The organism is Rhodococcus sp. (in: high G+C Gram-positive bacteria) (assembly GCF_049286785.1).
GTDB lineage: Bacteria > Actinomycetota > Actinomycetes > Mycobacteriales > Mycobacteriaceae > Rhodococcus_F.
The window spans coordinates 1-17,582 of sequence record NZ_JBAQEO010000707.1 but is presented as its reverse complement, the minus strand read 5'-3'; the positions used below and the strand labels follow the sequence as shown (position 1 = coordinate 17,582).

Annotated in this window: 16 protein-coding genes and 1 pseudogene; 10 read left to right on the top strand and 7 right to left on the bottom strand. The window is 66.4% G+C overall.

Translation table 11 applies throughout. The features are described from left to right. Window positions 1-107 precede the first annotated feature (107 nt). Complete coding sequence (locus WAW17_RS25565) at window positions 108-1,301, top strand: oxygenase MpaB family protein (RefSeq protein ID WP_422335676.1); 1,194 nt, start codon at window positions 108-110, stop codon at window positions 1,299-1,301. Between the two features lie 3 nt (window positions 1,302-1,304). Here the strand turns inward: WAW17_RS25565 and WAW17_RS25560 are convergent, their stop codons facing one another. Continuing rightward, window positions 1,305-1,811 (bottom strand): mycothiol transferase, encoded by a 507-nt coding sequence (locus WAW17_RS25560; RefSeq protein WP_422335675.1) that lies wholly within the window; start codon window positions 1,809-1,811, stop codon window positions 1,305-1,307. Between the two features lie 200 nt (window positions 1,812-2,011). Between WAW17_RS25560 and WAW17_RS25555 the strand changes: the two genes are divergently transcribed. After that, window positions 2,012-3,397 (top strand): MFS transporter, encoded by a 1,386-nt coding sequence (locus WAW17_RS25555; protein WP_422335674.1) that lies wholly within the window; start codon window positions 2,012-2,014, stop codon window positions 3,395-3,397. A gap of 7 nt (window positions 3,398-3,404) precedes the next feature. Here the strand turns inward: WAW17_RS25555 and WAW17_RS25550 are convergent, their stop codons facing one another. After that, window positions 3,405-4,307 carry a LysR family transcriptional regulator gene (locus WAW17_RS25550; protein WP_422335673.1) on the bottom strand — a complete coding sequence of 301 codons (903 nt, stop codon included), beginning with the start codon at window positions 4,305-4,307 and terminating at the stop codon, window positions 3,405-3,407. Between the two features lie 112 nt (window positions 4,308-4,419). On the opposite strand from WAW17_RS25550, the gene WAW17_RS25545 reads away from it, so the two are divergent. From WAW17_RS25545 to WAW17_RS25515, 7 genes are all read left to right on the top strand, one after another. After that, window positions 4,420-5,340 (top strand): CoA transferase subunit A, encoded by a 921-nt coding sequence (locus WAW17_RS25545; RefSeq protein ID WP_422335672.1) that lies wholly within the window; start codon window positions 4,420-4,422, stop codon window positions 5,338-5,340. A gap of 2 nt (window positions 5,341-5,342) precedes the next feature. Then, window positions 5,343-6,146, top strand: a complete 804-nt coding sequence (locus WAW17_RS25540; RefSeq protein WP_422335671.1) for a CoA-transferase subunit beta — start codon at window positions 5,343-5,345, stop codon at window positions 6,144-6,146. Between the two features lie 147 nt (window positions 6,147-6,293). Then, window positions 6,294-7,829: an AMP-binding protein gene (locus WAW17_RS25535; RefSeq protein WP_422335670.1), complete on the top strand. Its 1,536-nt coding sequence runs from the start codon at window positions 6,294-6,296 to the stop codon at window positions 7,827-7,829. Further along, entirely contained in the window at window positions 7,826-8,893 is a 1,068-nt protein-coding gene (locus WAW17_RS25530; protein ID WP_422335669.1) for an MBL fold metallo-hydrolase, read from the top strand. Before WAW17_RS25535 ends, WAW17_RS25530 begins: the two co-directional genes overlap by 4 nt. After that, window positions 8,890-9,651 (top strand): crotonase/enoyl-CoA hydratase family protein, encoded by a 762-nt coding sequence (locus WAW17_RS25525; RefSeq protein WP_422335668.1) that lies wholly within the window; start codon window positions 8,890-8,892, stop codon window positions 9,649-9,651. The genes WAW17_RS25530 and WAW17_RS25525 overlap by 4 nt, the downstream gene beginning before the upstream one ends. An 18-nt stretch (window positions 9,652-9,669) precedes the next feature. Continuing rightward, window positions 9,670-10,545 (top strand): LysR family transcriptional regulator, encoded by an 876-nt coding sequence (locus WAW17_RS25520; RefSeq protein WP_422335667.1) that lies wholly within the window; start codon window positions 9,670-9,672, stop codon window positions 10,543-10,545. Window positions 10,546-10,547: 2 nt separating this feature from the next. Further along, a complete protein-coding gene (locus WAW17_RS25515) occupies window positions 10,548-11,423 on the top strand; it encodes a LysR family transcriptional regulator (protein WP_422335666.1) in 876 nt (291 codons plus the stop codon). A gap of 25 nt (window positions 11,424-11,448) precedes the next feature. Here the strand turns inward: WAW17_RS25515 and WAW17_RS25510 are convergent, their stop codons facing one another. Next, window positions 11,449-12,660 (bottom strand): acetyl-CoA C-acetyltransferase, encoded by a 1,212-nt coding sequence (locus WAW17_RS25510; protein ID WP_422335665.1) that lies wholly within the window; start codon window positions 12,658-12,660, stop codon window positions 11,449-11,451. Window positions 12,661-12,708: 48 nt separating this feature from the next. Beyond that, on the bottom strand, window positions 12,709-13,449 hold the full coding sequence (gene fabG, locus WAW17_RS25505) for a 3-oxoacyl-ACP reductase FabG (protein WP_422335664.1): 741 nt from the start codon (window positions 13,447-13,449) through the stop codon (window positions 12,709-12,711). Window positions 13,450-13,588: 139 nt separating this feature from the next. Between fabG and WAW17_RS25500 the strand changes: the two genes are divergently transcribed. Continuing rightward, the gene (locus tag WAW17_RS25500) at window positions 13,589-14,764 is read left to right on the top strand and encodes an acyl-CoA dehydrogenase family protein (RefSeq protein WP_422335663.1); all 1,176 of its coding nucleotides are present in this window, start codon (window positions 13,589-13,591) and stop codon (window positions 14,762-14,764) included. 64 nt (window positions 14,765-14,828) lie between these two features. Here WAW17_RS25500 and WAW17_RS25495 read toward each other — a convergent pair whose 3' ends face one another. The 3 genes and pseudogenes from WAW17_RS25495 to WAW17_RS25485 form a co-directional block, all read right to left on the bottom strand. Beyond that, window positions 14,829-16,493: a class I adenylate-forming enzyme family protein gene (locus WAW17_RS25495; RefSeq protein WP_422335662.1), complete on the bottom strand. Its 1,665-nt coding sequence runs from the start codon at window positions 16,491-16,493 to the stop codon at window positions 14,829-14,831. 12 nt (window positions 16,494-16,505) lie between these two features. After that, complete coding sequence (locus WAW17_RS25490) at window positions 16,506-17,270, bottom strand: SDR family NAD(P)-dependent oxidoreductase (RefSeq protein WP_422335661.1); 765 nt, start codon at window positions 17,268-17,270, stop codon at window positions 16,506-16,508. A gap of 27 nt (window positions 17,271-17,297) precedes the next feature. Beyond that, window positions 17,298-17,582: pseudogene (locus WAW17_RS25485) on the bottom strand (acetyl-CoA C-acetyltransferase); the annotation flags it as partial.

Genomic DNA, 17,582 nt, shown 5'->3' with positions numbered 1-17,582 from the left:
TCATGACAAGACTGCCTCTCGGTTGCAATGCGACTTGTACGCGTCCGAGCGGCTGGTGTGGACTGTGTTCCCGGACCGATTTCCGAGATCGAATCGAGTAGATGGCTATGACAGCAACGCAGGACCAGGAATCCGTCTTCACCCCTCCGCGCCGGTTCAACCAGGATCCGGAATGGGGTCGCCGGTCGATGCGGGCGTTCTCGAAGCTCATCCACGGCGATCCGACACCGACCGCGGCGGAGACCGCGATTCACGCACGTGCCGTCGTGAGCCAGGACGAGGTCGGGGCCGCGCTGGCCCGCGCCATCCTCGAGGACAAGACCGTGACCATGGCGCAGTTCAAGCAGGCGCTCGCCGAGGGCATCGGCAGCGTTCCCGATCCCGCACCCGCCCTCGTCGACTTCTTCGCCTCAATGGACGAACGCCCGGAGTGGGTGGATGCACGGCGCCTCGAGCGCGGTGCCGCGGTGTGCCTGCGCACCGGAATGACCGGACTCGACCTGCTGGCCACGGGTTCACTGATGAACGGCTATCGGAGCTCGGCCACGTCACGTCAATTGGTGGCGACCGGCCGGCTCGTCGGCGATGCGGCCCAGCAGCGCGTAGCCGAGACCACCCGCTGGTGGTACGAGTGCGTTCTGCCTGGCGGCTTGGATCGTGACCGTCAGGGCTGGCAGCTCACCGCCCACGTGCGGTTGATGCACGCGTTCGTGAATCTGACGCTACTGAAGAAGGACGACTGGGACGTCGACGACTGGGGAATGCCCGTCAATCAGTCGGACCAGGCGGGCACCCTGGCGTTGTTCTCCACGACGTTCCTCGTGGGCCTGCGCGCGTTGGGCGTGTGGGTCTCCGCCGACGAAGGTGCCGACGTGATGCACCTGTGGCGGTACATCGGCTGGCTGCTGGGCATCGACGACCATTGGCTGGTCGACGACGAGAACACCGGTCGGCGCAACATGTGCCAGATCGGGATGTTCGCGCCCGGACCGGACGAGAATTCGCGGATTCTGGCTCATGCGCTCGAGCAGTCGTGGGCACAGTTCAACTACCCGCATGCACAGTCGGCGCGGCGCTGGTTCAACAGGCAGCGTCTGCTCAGTATCCAGCGGATGTTCTCGGGGAAGAACGGCATGCAGGAGCTGGGACTACCGGTGGTTCCGCCCTGGTTCGTGCCCTTGGCCCTGGTCGGTAACGGGACACTCCACGGATTGGCGCGGCTCAGCCCGGAGGTCCGGGACCGCGTCGATCGTAGGTCGCGGCGGCGTGTGGAGAACTGGCTCAGCGCGAACGAGAAGTAGGAGTCAGCGCCTCTCGTAGAGCCCTCGAACGTAGGCGGCCTGACCGGCGTGCTGCAGATCGTCGGCGATCACACTCACCAATCGGACACCGAGAGTGACCGGGGGTGACCAGTTCTCGTCGACGATCCGGTCGAGGTCGTCCGCTTCGAGGCGCTGAACGTAGTCGACGGTGCGGTCGTGCACCGCATCGTGGTAGCCGCGCAGCAGGTCCGCGCCGCTCCGCACCCTGGCCACGTCGAGCGACGAGTGCCCGTAGCCGATCGAGAGTTCCGGAAACGGCAGGTCGAAACGTGGAGCCCACTCACCGGTCAGCCATACCTGCGCCGTGCCGGCCACCCCCGCCACGTGATCGTCCTGCACCCTGGTGAGATGCCAGACGAGCCAGGCGATGGTGTTGGCGTCGTCGTCGACCCGATAGGTGAGGGCATCCATCGAGAGGTCGGCCACCGTCGAGTGCACCGACTCCTGAATTCGATCGAACGCATCGGTCAAGAGAGCGCTGTGATCCACGGGTCTTCCCTTCGTTGCGCCCGTCGGCGGTATATCCATTGTGGCGGCACCCCGTCACCCCTGGTCAGCAGCGCCTCCTGGCGATTGATGCGTATTTGTGAATAATCAGGGAGTCATTAGGTATTGGACGTGATCTGTCCGCCCTGGAACTGTGCAGTGAGATGCAGGACACACCAGGCGACGACAGATGACGGAGCGACATGACGTCCACACCCACGGAGCAGGAGATCGCGAAGAAGGCCCGTAAGGCCGGTATCGCGTCCTTCATCGGCACCACCATCGAGTGGTACGACTTCTACATCTACGGCACCGCATCGGCGTTGGTGTTCGGCACCGTGTTCTTCTCGGACACCCTGCCGGCCGGTGTCGGAACCCTGCTCGCGTTCGTCACGTTGTGGGCGGGCTTCCTCGCCCGGCCGATCGGCGGCATCGTGTTCGGCCATCTCGGCGACCGGATCGGTCGCAAGAACACCCTGGTGATCACCCTGATCATGATGGGGGTCGCGACCGTCGGCATCGGCCTGCTGCCCACCTACGCCCAGATCGGCATCTGGGCGCCCATTCTGCTCGTCGCCCTCCGCGTGCTGCAGGGCGTGGCGGTGGGAGGTGAATGGGGCGGAGCCGTGCTGATCGCCAGTGAGAACGCACCCAAGGGCAAGGGCATTCTCTACTCGGCCTTCGCGCAGCAGGGTTCGCCGGCCGGCAATCTGCTCGCCACCATGGCGTTCTTCTTCCTCGCCGCCATGCCGACGCCGGAGTTCCTGATGTACGGCTGGCGCATCCCGTTCCTGCTCTCGGCGCTGCTGGTCATCGCCGGCATGGTGATCCGACTGAAGCTCGAGGAGTCGGACGCGATGAAGGCCGTCCTGGCCCGCAAGAAGACCGTCAAGCTGCCGATCGGTGAAGTGCTGCGCAAGCACTGGGTGCTGGTTCTGCTCGGCGCCGGCGCGCTGCCGCTCGCCCAGGTCACGTATTTCAAGAACACCTTCGCGTTGTCGTGGGCCACGAACGAGCTCGGCTACGAGCGCGGGACCTTCCTGTCGATCATCGCGATCGCCCTGGTGGTCCAGTTCATCGTGCAGCCGTTCGGCGCCGTCCTGGTATCGAAGATGGACATGCGTAAGGCCATGTGCCTGATGATCATTCCGGAGTTCTTCCTCATGCCGACCATGTTCTTCGCCATCCGGACCGAGACGTACTGGATCGCCGCGGTGGCCATGTGCATTGCCACGATTCCGCACTCGATGTTCTACGGCGCGATCGCCGGCATCCTGGCTCGCGCCTTCCCGGCCAACATCCGCTACTCGGGCCTGTCCCTCTCGTACCAGCTGTGTTCGCTGGTGGTCGGCGGCGGAACACCGGTTCTGGCGCAGTGGATGCTCAACTCGTCCGGCAACATCGTCGGCGTGGCGATCGCCGCCGGGTGCTACGCGGTCGTCTCCCTGGTGTGCACGCTGCTTCTGCTGAAGCGCACCGGCTCCGACGCGTCCAAGCCGTCCACCGCCGAGCAGTCCGATCTGGACGAACTCGAGCTCGAACGGGTACGCGCGCAGGACCGCGACGGCCGCGAACCCGTCCACGCCTGACGATGTCTCACGAGACCGGCGGTGAGGGCAGTGCTTCCTCGGAGAGCCGAAGCACCTCCCTCAGCGCCGGACTCTCGTCGTCCTCCCGCCAGATGAGCCGGACATCCAGCGGTTTCGCGCGACCCGCCAGCGGCACGAACACGACCTCCGGATTGACCACGTTCTCCGCAACGGAGGACACCGTCATCGAACACCCCACCTCGGCGGACACCAGTGCCACCAGCGACATCGAATCCGGAGCGCTCTGCACGATCCGGGGCGAGAAACCGGCATCGTGGCCGAGGCGCAGCAGCAGATCCCGCAGCATGGACCCCGGCTCGGCCGGCAGCATCACCCACGCCTCACCCGCCAGGTCTTCGATGCGCACGCTGGGCCTCGACGCCAGCGGATGCCCAATGGGTAGGGCGATGACGAGATCCTCGTGTGCGATGACACGGGAGGCGATTCCCGGCGGGGAGAACAGCAACCGGACGATCCCGATGTCGAGCGTGCCGTCCATCAGTTTGTTCAGCGCTTCACTGGCGTATGCCGAACTGTCCAGGACGAATTCGATACCTGGATGGGTGCGTCGCACCAGCTTGGCCCACCGGCCGACGAGCTTGTGCGAGGACGAACCCGCGAACCCGATCCGGACCCGGCCGGTCTGTCCCCGGCCCGCAGCGCCCACCGCCATTTCCGCGAGTCGGCACGCGTCGAGAATCGCCCTGGCCGGACCTACGAGCGCCTGGCCCGGCTCGGTGAGCCGCACGCTGCGGGTGCTGCGCCCGAAGAGCGTTGTGCCCAAACTCTTCTCGAGTTGGCGGATGGTCCTGCTCAGTGGCGGCTGTGCCACGTGCAGCCGTTGCGCGGCCCTGCCGAAATGCAACTCCTCGGCGACGGCGAGGAACGCCTTGATCTGCTGTATCTCCACCCCTCGATTATTACCCAGACGGAAATAAACTGAGCAACACTTTGTATTGGACTGCACCCAGTTCAGCTGCAACAGTCGGAGCAGCGAGAAACCACACCGGCAGGAGACGAACATGTCCGCTGACAAGGTCATGACCATGCATGACGCGATCGAGGCCCGGGTGCAGGACGGAATGACCGTTGCGCTGGAGGGCTTTTCGCATCTGATTCCGTTCGCCGCCGCGCACGAGATCATTCGCCAGGGACGGCGGAACCTCACCCTGTGCCGAATGACCCCGGACATCGTCTCCGACCAGCTGATCGCGGCCGATTGCGTGTCGACGCTCGTCGCGTCGTTCTTCGCCAGCGGCTCGGCCGGCTCGCTGTACGAGATCCGCCGACGCATCGAGAAACACGATCCGGTGAAGCTCGAGGTGGAGGAATACAGTCATTACGGCATGGTGTGCCGGTACCAGGCAGGTGCCGCCGGCCTGCCGTTCTTCCCACTCCGTTCGTACGCCGGGAGTGACCTGCCCAAGCTCAACCCCCGCATCCGGCTCGTCGACGACCCGTACGGCGACGGCAGCGTCTACGTGGTGCCGCCGCTCAACCCCGACGTCACGATCATCCATGCGCAGCGCGCAGATCACGCGGGCAACGTCCAGATCTGGGGTATCGCCGGTGTCCAGCAGGAAGCGGTCTATGCCGCGAGGAAGGCGATCGTGGTGGTCGAGGAGATCGTGGACGACGACATCGTCCGCTCCGATCCCAGCCGGACGCTGATCCCGTCACATGCCGTCGACGCCGTCGTCCTGTGCCCGCGCGGCGCCCACCCGTCGTACGCGCAGGGCTACTACGACCGCGACTGCGGCTTCTACCGTCGCTGGACGGAGATCAGCAAGGACCCGCAAGCTCTGCGGACGTGGCTGAAGGACTGGGTCCTCACTATTGCCGACCACGAGGAGTACCTCGCCAAGCTCGGCGACGACTACTGGTCCGACCTCGAGGTCGCACCGCGATACGCCGAACCCGTCAACTACGGCACACGGAAATGAGCATGGAGCCGACCTCGAGCACCACCGACAGACCATCCACCGACAGGGCATCCACCACCGAAGTCATCGTGTCGGTCGCGGCCCGGGAACTCGCCGGCAAGGCGCGGGTCTTCGCCGGCGTCGGACTGCCCACGCTGGCAGTCGATCTCGCGACGCGAACCTCGAACCCGGGTGTCGAGCTGATCTACGAGTCAGGGGTCTGCGGAGCCCATCCCAGCGCCATGGCCGAGGGCATCGCAGACTCCGTCGTGGTTTCCGGCGCCGAGTCGGTCCTGTCCATGGCGTCACTGTTCGGCTACGTACTGCAAGGCGGGAACGTCGATGTCGGGTTTCTCGGCGCCGGTCAGATCGACCGCTACGGCAGTCTCAACACCAGCATCATCGGCGACTGGGACACGCCTGCCGTCCGACTGCCCGGTGCCGGCGGTGCCGTGGAAATCATGCCGAATGCCGGTGAGGTGTTCGTGGTGATGCGTCGCCACGACACCAACTCGTTTCCCGCCGAACTCGACTTCTGCACTTCGCCGAGCCCGCGGCGCGCCCGCGAGTCCGGGGCCGGGATCATGCCGCGCGGCCGCGGAGTGACCAAGGTGTTCACGAGCCTCGGTGTCCTGTCCCGCACCGGTCCGGAGGACGAGCTAGAGCTGACCAGCATCCACGACGGCGTCACCGTCGAACAGGTCCGTGCGGCCACCGGCTGGGACCTGTCGGTCTCGGAGAATCTCACCCGCACCGACCCGCCGACCGCCGAGGAAATCCGTCTCCTGCGCGACGAGATCGACACCGTCCGGTTGTACCTGCGCTGACGCGGCGACCCCCGCGGGGACACAGCAAGACAGCGTCCATAGGCATTCGCTAACCGTCTGTGCGGGAACGCCACTTTGTGGTGGGTGCCACTCGAATGGTCGACTCGACGGTGGCGCCCCGCCCGGCGATCGGAAATGAGGAATGACGTGAGTGTGCTGCACCTGCCCAATCGAGTTCGGACATTGGCGGTAGAACGCGCCTCCGATCCTGCGATCACGTCCGGGGACACCACGCTCACCTACAAAGATCTCGACATCCGAACCAACCGCGTCGCGTCGGCACTCGGGGCGATGACCGAGCCGCAGAGCCGTGTCGGCGCACTGCTGCGGATGGGTCTGCCGGGAGCGGAACTGTTCATCGGATGCGCGAAGGCCGGTGTGGTCTTCACACCGATCAACTGGCGGCTCACACCGAACGAGATCGCCGCGATCGCCGTCGACGCACAGTTGACTGTCCTGGTGGTCGACCCCGACTTCTCCGAAGCCGCGGGGGCTGTCGCTGCGGCATTACCGGGCGTTCGGGTGATCACGGTCGGCGGCACGTGGGAAGGGTTCGTGGAATCCGGTACGGACGTCGATCCCGGTTTCGGCGACGATCCCGAATCCGTACTGCTGCAGCTGTACACCTCGGGCACCACCGGACGACCGAAAGGCGTTCTGGCCAGGCATCGCAACCTCTACAACGAGCCCACCAACTTCGGGATCTACGAATTCGCTGAGGATTCCGTCTCCCTCGACGCACTACCGTTGTTTCACATCGCGGGCGCCGGCTGGATGAGCACGTGCCTGTCGGCCGGTGTCCACCTCGTGCTTCTCGGAGAGATGAATCCTCGCCTCGTGGCAGCGGCGATCACAGAACACCGCGTCACCCACGCCTTCCTGGTTCCCGCGGCGGTCCAGATGTTGCTCGACCTACCCACGCTCGCCGAACACGATCTGTCGAGCCTGCAACTCATCGCGTACGGTGCATCGCCGATCACTCCGGCCTTGCTCATTCGTGGAATGGCGACGCTGAAATGCAAATTCGTGCAGCGATACGGAATGACCGAGACCATGGGCTCGGTCACCGCGCTGCGGGCACAGGATCACGATCCCAACGGTCCCCGCGCGTACCTACTTCGTTCGGCCGGCACGCCCTTGCCCGGCGTGGAGGTACAGATCCGCGACATCGCCACCGGTGAGCCGACGCCCGCGGGACAGGTCGGCGAAATCGTGGCGCGGTCGAGGAACAACACTTCCGGGTATTGGCACCGAGACAGCGAGAACGCCGACTTGTTCACCGCCGACGGATTTCTGCGCACCGGCGACGCCGGATACCTCGACGAGCAGGGGTACCTATTCGTCACCGACCGGGTCAAGGACATGATCATCACCGGCGGCGAAAACGTGTATCCCGTCGAGGTCGAATCAGTCCTCGCCGAACATCCGGCGGTCGCCGAGGTCGCCGTCTTCGGTCTGCCGGACGACCGCTGGGGTGAAGCCGTCACCGCCGCCGTTCGGGTGGTCGACGGTGCCGAAACCCCCACCGAGACCGAACTCGTCGACTTTCTGGCCGGACGCATCGCGTCGTACAAGAAGCCGCAGCACATCCACTTCGTTCCGGCGCTTCCACGTAACGCCAGCGGCAAAATCCTCAAACGCTCGCTCCGGCAGGCGTTGGGCGGAGACGAGGTGATCGCGTGATCGTCACCGAAGACGTCGGTACCGCTCAACGTGAGGCGTGGGCCGCGGGCGTCCTCCCGCCGGTCGAGGAGGTCCGATCCGGACTGTGGTCCATTCCGGTGCCGATGCCCCGAAACCCCTTGCGCTACGTACTGATCTACGCCCTCGCACTCGACGACGGCCTCGCGCTGATCGACGTCGGATGGGACGCCGAGGAGTCGTGGCAGGCGCTGGTCGACGGCATCGCGCAGACCGGCCACCACATCACCGAGGTGCGGTTCGCCGCCATCACCCACCTGCACCCCGACCATTTCGGGCTGGCACCCAGGTTGCGGGAGGTGAGCGGTGCGCTGCTGGCGATGCATGCCGCCGACGCCGCCCTGCTCGGCCATCACACCCCGGACGATATCGCCGCCGACATCCGGATCTGGGACACCCAACTCACCGACCTCGGTGCCCCGCAGGGCGTGCTCGCGGCCGAGCGTGTCGAACTGGTCCGTTTTGCGCCGGGAGAGTCGGTCGACATCGCACTGGACAACGGCACCCCTCTCGACTTGCCCGGATGGGATTTGCGGACCGTCTGGACTCCCGGCCACACCCCGGGGCATCTGACCTTTGTCGACGACACCCGACAGTTGATGTTCAGCGGCGATCACATGCTGCCCCGCATCAGCCCCAACATCTCCTCGGTGCCAGGCGAACTCGCCAATCCACTGCACCGCTATCTACTCTCGTTGCACGCCACCACAGCGATGCCGGACGGCGAAGTGCTACCGGCACACGAGTACCGGTTCCGGGGTATCGCCGACCGTGCGCGTGAGCTGATGGACCACCACGAGGAGCGATTCGCGGAGATCGTCGAGGCCGTGGACGCTCACCCGGAATCGACGGCTTGGGACATATCCGCGCACATCACGTGGTCCCGTCCGTTCGCATCCATGTCGGATCGTCTGCTCCGTCTGGCGGTCCGCGAAACCCACGCCCACCTGCTCGTGCTCACCGACCGCGGCGCCGTCCACACCACCGGTGGCAGCCCGCAACGCTGGGCGCGAGGCCGTTCCGAACCGACAGAAAGAGCATCATGAGCACCGTCCTCACCGATTTTTCGGACGGCGTCGCCGTCATCACCCTCAACCGTCCCGAAGCCAAGAACGCCGTCGACCTGGCCGTCGCGAAGGAACTCGCCGCCGCCATCGACGAGTTCGAGGCGCGCCCCGACCTGACCATCGGCATCCTCACCGGCGCCGGCGGCACGTTCTGTGCGGGCATGGATCTCAAAGCGTTCTCCCGTGGGGAACGCCCGTCGATCCCCGGCCGTGGTTTCGGCGGCCTGACCGAAGCACCGCCCACCAAGCCGCTGATCGCCGCGGTCGAAGGGTGGGCGCTGGCGGGCGGCTGCGAGTTGGCGTTGTCGGCAGACCTCATCGTCGCGTCGCGGCAAGCGAAATTCGGGCTTCCCGAGGTGAAGCGGGGACTCGCCGCTGCGGCCGGCGGTCTGCTGCGACTGCCGAAGATCCTGCCCTACCCGCTGGCGATGGAGATCGCGATCACCGGTGATCCGCTCACCGCGGAGCTCGCGTTCCAGCACGGACTGGTCAATCGCCTCACCGAGCCCGGAGAAGCACTCACCGTCGCGAAGGCGCTCGCGGCCCGTGTCGCTGCCAACGGACCGCTGGCCGTGCGCGCCACCAAGCAGGTGATATCCATGGCAGTCGGGTATACCGACCCCGACGCGTTCGTCGCCCAGCGCCGCTTCATCGACCCCGTATTCGCCTCGGCCGACGCCCAGGAAGGCGCCCGCGCCTTCGCCGAGAAGCGGGCACCGGTGTGGCGCGGAGAATGAGGGCCCTAGGATGACCAGGTGGACCTGCACCTCGTCACCTATTTCGTCGCCGTCGTCGACCATGGTGGGATCACGAAGGCAGCTCAGGCCCTGTACATTTCGCAGCCCTCCCTCTCGCAGGCAATTCGAACCCTCGAACGTCGTCTCGGCACCATCCTGTTCGATCGGACCGGACGCCGTCTCGAACTGACCGCGGACGGCCGCAAACTAGATGTGGCGGCCCGCCGCATCCTCGCCGATGTCGACCGGGCGAAGGCGAAGGTCGCGGCCGTCCGCGAACTCGCATCCGGCCGGGTCGACATCGTGACGTACTCAGCGTTCTCCATCGACCCGCTCGTCGAACTCGTCCGACGGTTCCGGAGCCGCCACCCCCACGTCCTGGTGCGCATCGTCGACGCGGACGGCCCCACCGGTGTGCACACAGCGCTGCGCCGCGGAGTCGCCGAGATCGGGGTCACCGATCTCTCCGTCGAGCACGCGGGAATGATCACCGTCCCCGTCATGGAGCAGGAGATGGTGCTGGCACTGCACCACGATCTCGCCGCGGGGATCCCCGATCCGGTGGCCCGTGCCCGGGTCCGCGAGGTGCCGCTCGTTCTCGACCTCGGTGACAAGACCCACGCCGCCAAGGTCGGAGAGTTGCTGGGCGAGGGCGCCGCCAACGTCGTCGTCGACTGTGCGCATCCCGCCGCCACCTGGGAATTCGTCACGCGCGGCACCGGAGCCGCGGTGGTTCCGCGGCTCGTCGCCGCCGAGCAGATGCCCACCGCTGCCGTCCGTTCCCTCGACCCTCCGCTGCTGCGGAACGTCGGCCTCGTGCTGCGCTCGGGGGAACCGTCACCGGCCGCGGCCGCGTTCATCGCAACGTCCACGTATCCGAACGGGCGGGGATAGGCATGGAGTTCCGTCAGGTCGAGTACTTCCTTGCGGTGGTCGAGAACGACGGCATCAACGGTGCCGCTGCCGCTCTCGGTGTCGCGCAGCCCACGGTGTCGCAGGCGCTGCGCAGCCTCGAGCGTGAGCTGGGCGTGCAACTGTTCCACCGCATCGGACGCGGCATGGTGCTGTCGTCGGCGGGGCGAAGTCTCGTGGGACCCAGCCGTCAGATCCTGCGTGACGTGATGGGTGTGGAGGAACTCCTCGCCGCGTCGGACAGCGAACTGGTCGGGCGGCTCGACATCATGACGTTTCCGGGTCTGGCCGCCGGCATACCGGTGGACCTGGTGGCGCGCTTCCGGCGGGCCTACCCGAAGGTGGCGGTGCGGTTCTCCGATCTGCGTAGCGAGGAGAACACGGCGTCGGTGATCCGGGACGGCCACTGCGAATTCGTCATCGCCCACCTCCCGATCGAGAACGACGACGGCCTCGAGGTGATGGAGCTCGGCGAGCAGGAGTTCTGGCTGGCCTACCCGCCGGGAACGGTTCTCCCCGACACCCCGATCGCGCTGTCCGACCTTCCGGAGATACCGATGGTGTTCGCCCCGCAGGGCGCGACTTTCGTCGACGAGATCGAGAATGCCTTCCGAGATGCCGGGGTCCGGCCCGAACTCGCGGTGCTGATCGGTCAGCGCGAGGCACGCCTACCGATGGTGCTGGCCGGGCTCGGTGGCTCACTGGTGGAACGGACGCTCGCCGAATCAGCCGCAGCCGACGCGGTGGTGCGACCGTGTGAACCGAAGATCTCGCGGGCGTACGGGCTGGCCTTCGATCCGGAGACGCTGTCGGCTGTCGGTCAGGCCTTCGTCGAACTGGTGCGCTCGACGACGGCCTGACCGGCCGATCCGGAGGGGCGGTGCGTCAGGCGACGCGTTCGAACACCGCGGCGAGTCCCTGACCGCCGCCGATGCACATGGTCTCGAGGCCGTATCGGCCCTCGCGGCGCTGCAGTTCGCGCGCCAGGGTCGACAGCATGCGGACGCCCGTGGCGCCCACCGGATGACCGAGCGAGATACCCGAACCGTGCACGTTGGTGCGGTCGAAGTCGGCTGCTCCGAACTTCCACTCGCGGGTGACGGCCAGTGCTTGCGCTGCGAAGGCCTCGTTGAGTTCGATCACGTCGACATCCGCGAGGGTGATCCCTGCCTTCGCCAACGCCACCTCGGTGGCCGGAACGGGACCGATGCCCATTACCTTCGGGGCCACACCGGCGACGCCCCAGGACACGATGCGGACCAGCGGCGTCAGACCCAGTTCGGCAGCCCGCTCGGCGGTAGTGACGATGCACAGCGACGCAGCGTCGTTCTGGCCACTGGCGTTGCCCGCCGTGACGGTGGCCTCCGGGTCCTGCTTGCCCATGATCGGCTTCAGCTTGGCGAGCGAATCCACGGTCACGTCAGGACGGGGATGCTCGTCGGTGTCGATGATCTGATCGCCGGCCCGGCTGGAGACGGTGACCGGGACGATCTCCTCCGCGAGGATGCCGTTCTTCTGAGCGGAGACGGCACGCGCATGCGATGTCGCCGCCAGCTCGTCCTGTTCGCGCCGGGAGATGGCGTATTCACGGCGCAGGTTCTCGGCCGTCTCGATCATGCCGCCGGGTACGGGGTAGAACTGACCGCCGGCGGTGGATCTGGCGCGGGCCAGGCTGTCGTGCATCTGCACGCCGGTGCGGGCGCCGCCCCAGCGCATGTCCACGGAGTAGAAGGAGGCGTTGCTCATCGACTCGGTGCCGCCTGCGACGACCAGCTCGTTGTCGCCGTTGCCGACCTGGAACGCGGCCACGATGACGGCCTGCAGGCCGGAACCGCAGCGGCGGTCGACGTGCATGCCGGGGACGGTGACAGGGAGACCGGCGTCGAGCGCGACGACACGCCCGATCGCGGGGGCTTCGCTGTTGCCGTTGCAGTGACCGAGGATCACGTCGCCCACCGCGTCCGGGGCGATCCCGGTGCGTTCGAGCAGACCCTTCATCGCGGCTACACCGAGATCGACGGCGGTGAGCGACTTGAACATTCCGCCGTAACGCCCGATCGGGGTGCGGACGGGCTCGCAGATGACGACTTCGCGCATGGTGCGCCTTTCGGGTAAGGGGATCAACAGGTTTCGCGGCTGGTTCGGTTACATGAACCGTCCACCGGTGACCTCGAGGACGGTGCCGGTCATGTACGAGGACATGTCCGAGGCGAGGAACAGCGCGACGGACGCGACCTCGGAGACCTCACCGGGACGGCCCATCGGGATCTCGCTCATCTTCTGGTCCCAGGCCTTCTGCGGCATGGCCTCGGTCATCGCCGACCGGATCAGGCCGGGCTGGATCGCGTTCACCCGCACACCGTGGTGCGCCATCTCCTTGGCCGCGGCCTTGGTGAGCCCGACGATGCCGGCCTTCGCGGCCGAGTAGTTGGTCTGCCCGACCATGCCGACCTTGCCGGAGAGCGAGGAGATGTTGACGATCGCGCCGCGCTTGTTCCCGCGCATGATCGCGGACGCCTTGCGGGTGCCGTTCCAGGTGCCCTTCAGATGAACGGAGATGACCAGATCGAAGTCCTCTTCGATCATGGTGCGCATCGTGGCGTCCCGGGTGATGCCTGCGTTGTTGACGACTATGTCGAGTGAACCGAAACCGTCGACGGCCTCGGCGAGGAGGGTGTCCCATTCGTCGGCGTTCACGACGTTGCAGCGCACCGCGCGGGCGACGTCACGGCCGCCGAGTTTCTCCGCAGCGGCGGTGGCAGCATCGAGATCGAGGTCACCGAGCACCACGCGGCCGCCGGCGTCCACGAATTCACGGGCGATCTCGAAGCCGATGCCCTGTGCTCCTCCAGTGATGACGGCAGTGCGATTGTCCAGCAGTGACATGCGATTCCTTTCGGGGTTGACCTTCCGACCATAACGGCGATCACGTGCATTCGACCCCGTCGAATCCATCGACAGTGCCTATGTGGCGATACCACGATTCGTATTGGACAGGACGCGGGCCGGATCGGAAGGTTGACACATGACAATCTCGACAACCTCCCAGGTCGACGACGACGACTTCCGGGAGATCCTCGCCCAGACCCGCGCATTCGTCCGTGGAACGGTGGTTCCACGCGAGCAGGAGATCGCCGACACCAACGCGATACCCGATGACATCCGCAGCGCCGCCATGGAAATGGGCCTGTTCGGTTACGCCATCCCGCAGGAATGGGGCGGCCTGGGCCTGAACCTGATGCAGGACGCGGAACTCGCGATGGAGTTCGGGTACACCACGCTGGCGTTGCGATCGATGTTCGGTACCAACAACGGCATCGCCGGCCAGGTCCTCGTCAACTTCGGCACCGACGAGCAGAAGAAGCAGTGGCTCGAAGGCATCGCATCCGGTGAGGTGGTCGCCTCGTTCGCACTCACCGAACCCGGCGCCGGCTCCAATCCGGCAGGGCTGCGCACCAAGGCCGTCCGCGACGGTGACGATTGGATCATCACCGGGGAGAAGCGGTTCATCACCAACGCACCGCTGGCGAACCTGTTCGTCGTCTTCGCACGCACCCGGCCGGCCGACGAGAACGGTCCGGGCATTGCGGTGTTCCTCGTGCCGGCGGACACCCCGGGACTGCACGTTGCGCCGAAGGACCGCAAAATGGGCCAGGAGGGTGCCTGGACAGCGGATGTGCATTTCAACGAGGTACGGGTGCCGGACGCCGCGCTCGTCGGCGGCAGCGAGGACGTCGGCTACCGTGCCGCGATGACGTCCCTGGCTCGTGGCCGTGTGCACATCGCCGCACTGTCCGTCGGGCAGGCACAGCGCGCCCTCGACGAATCGGTGTCCTACGCGGCCACCGCCACACAGGGCGGTTCCCCGATCGGCAACTTCCAGCTGGTGCAGGCGATGATCGCCGATCAGCAGACCGGTGTGATGGCCGGGCGGGCGCTCGTGCGCGATGCCGCCCGCGCCTGGGTGGAGGAGAGCGATCGCCGGATCGCGCCGTCCGTCGCGAAGCTGTTCTGCACCGAGATGGTCGGCAAGGTCGCCGATCTCGCGGTCCAGATCCACGGCGGCACCGGATACATGCGGGAAGTTCCGGTCGAGCGCATCTACCGGGATGTCCGCCTGCTCCGTCTGTACGAGGGCACCAGCGAGATTCAGCGGCTGATCATCGGGGGCGGACTGATCAAACAGGCGCAGCGCGGCTGAGTTTCCGCAGAGAGACAAGGAAAGGCGGCGCCCCTACCGGGCGCCGCCCTTCTTCTCGTGTTCGTTACCGGGTGAGACGAGTACGCAGATCCGTCTTGAGGATCTTGCCCGCCACCGACGTGGGCAATGCATCGATCACCACGACGTCGCGAATCTTCTTGTACGGCAACACCTGCTCGGCCACGAACGCCTTCAACTCATCGACGTCGATTTCCGCGCCTGCCAGCGGCACCACGAACGCCACCGGTTCCTGACCCACGGCGCCCGCTTCGCGGCCGATAACCGCAGCCGTCGACACCGCCGGATGGGACACCAGAATCTCCTCGAGTTCACGCGGATACACGTTGTAGCCCTTGTAGATCAGCATGTCCTTGGCACGGTCACAGATGTACACGTATCCGTCGGAGTCGCGGTAGGCGATGTCGCCGGTGTCGAGCCAGCCGTCCACATACTGCTCGGCCGTGATCTCCGGGTGCCCGAGGTAGCCGTCGGTGACCTGCGGGCCGCGAACCCACAGTTCTCCGCGTTCGCCCTCGCCCAGCGGGGCGGTGGGATCGCCGGAGGACCGGATCTCGACCTCGGTGTCGAACATCGGCAGTCCCACACTGCCCAGGCGGTAACTCGAACCCGCCACCAGTGGCGCGGCCGTCACCACGCACGTGCCCTCGGTGAGCCCGTAACCTTCGGCCACTCGGGCATTGGGGAAGGCAACTTCGAGTGCCTCCAACGTCACATGGTCGATCGGCGCCGCACCCGACGACACCACGCGCACCGACGAGGTGTCGCGGAACGCCAGATCGGGATGGGTGGCCAGCGCATGCCACATCGCCGGACTGCCGGTGATGTAGCTGACCCGATGCTCCTCGACCAGCGCGAGCATGCGCGCGGGATCGAAGCGTCCGGCCAGCACCTGGGTGAGACCGCACATCAGCAGGAACGAGGTGTTGATCAACGCATGGGCATGGAACATCGGCGACACCACGGCGGTCGCGCCGTCGCCCGGAATGACACCGTGGACGTCCAGATTCTCGATGGATCGCAGCTCCAGGCCTCCGCCGTCCACCACCGCGAGTTGCCGGCCCGCCCGCCACGCGCACATCTGCGTCACGTTGGCCACCACGTTGCGGTGCAGAACGCGCACACCCTTCGAGATGCCCGTGGTACCACCGGTGTACGCGATGTGCGCAATGTCGTCGCCGCTCACCGAGGCCGGTGCGAACTGGGTGGGCCTGCCGGCGATGAAGTCGTCGAACCGCACGACGCTGTGATCGGTACCGGCCGCGACCGGCTCGTCGGAGACAACCACGATCACACTCAGCGTGGTGCTCGCCGCCGCACCGAGCAGAGTGCCCAGCTGCTGCGACTGCGTGACCGCTGCGACCGCGCGGGTCTCCTCGATCTGCTTACGCAGACCCGGTTCGGGCTGCAACGGATTGACCAGCGTGACTGTCGCGCCTACCCGCAGGGAGCCGTAGTACGCCACCAGAAACTCGATGCTGTTACCCAGATGCAGGAGCACCACATCGCGCGCGACGATGCCGGATGATCGCAGGGCGTCCGCGAACTGCGCCGACCGAGCATCGAGGTCGCGATAGGTGCAGGTTCGCTCGCCGTCGATGATCGCCGCTCGATCCCCGTACAGCGCAGCCATGCTCGGCGCCCACACGGCCATCGTGACGTCGGGGTACACCAGTCCGGCAGCCAGCCAATCGGGACTCTTTGTGCTCATCTGTAGCCCGGATCAGCGCGGAGCCATGCGAATGGCACCGTCGAGTCGAATGGTTTCGCCGTTGAGATAACCATTTTCGAGAATCGACGCAGCGAGACGCCCGAACTCGTCGGGGCGGCCCAGGCGGGACGGGTTGGGCACCGTCGCCTCGAGCGAGGCGCGCACGTCGTCGCGGAGGCGGGCCAGCAGCGGGGTGTCCATGATGCCGGGGGCGATCGTGTTGACGCGGATGCCCTTGCTCGCGAGGTCGCGGGCGGCGACGATCGTCATGCCCACGATGCCGGCCTTGGACGCCGAGTAGTTGATCTGCCCGATCTGGCCCTCGAAGGCCGCGACGGACGCGGTCATGATGATCGCGCCGCGCTCGTCCTCGAGAAGGTCGGTGCGCGCGATCCGCTCGGCACCGAGACGAAGCGCGTTGAACGACCCGATGAGGTTGAGCCGGATCACGAATTCGAAGTCTTCGAGAGAGCCTGCGGTGCCGTCCTTTTCGAGTACCCGCATTCGGCGTCCCGCCCCCGCGCAGTGCACGACCCCACGCAGACCGCCACGCTCGTGGGCGACGTCGAGAGCTGCCGCGAACTGCTCGGCGTCGGTGACGTCGGCCGGAGCGAACTGGGCATTCGCGCCGAGTCCCTCGGCGACCTCCGCTCCGTTCGAGGACGGCAGATCGATGAGCGTGACGTGGGCGCCGGCGTCGAGCAACCGCCGCGCCGTGGCGAGCCCGAGGCCGGATGCGCCGCCCGTGACCGCCGTGGAGATTCCCTTGAGTTCCATATCGGTTCCTTTACGTGCGTGGTGTGGTCAGAGCAGTTCGAGGATGGTGGCGTTGGCCATACCGCCGGCCTCACACATCGACTGCAGACCGTATCGAATACCGTTGTCGCGCATGTGATGCGCCAGACGCGTGAGCAGGATCGCCCCCGAACCGCCCAGGGGATGGCCCACCGCGATGGCGCCGCCGACCGGGTTGAGCCTCTCCATTGCGGCGCCGGTCTCGATCTGCCAGGCCAGCGGCACGGGCGCGAATGCCTCGTTGATCTCGAACGCGCCGATGTCGTCGATGCTCAGTCCCGACCGCTTCAAGGC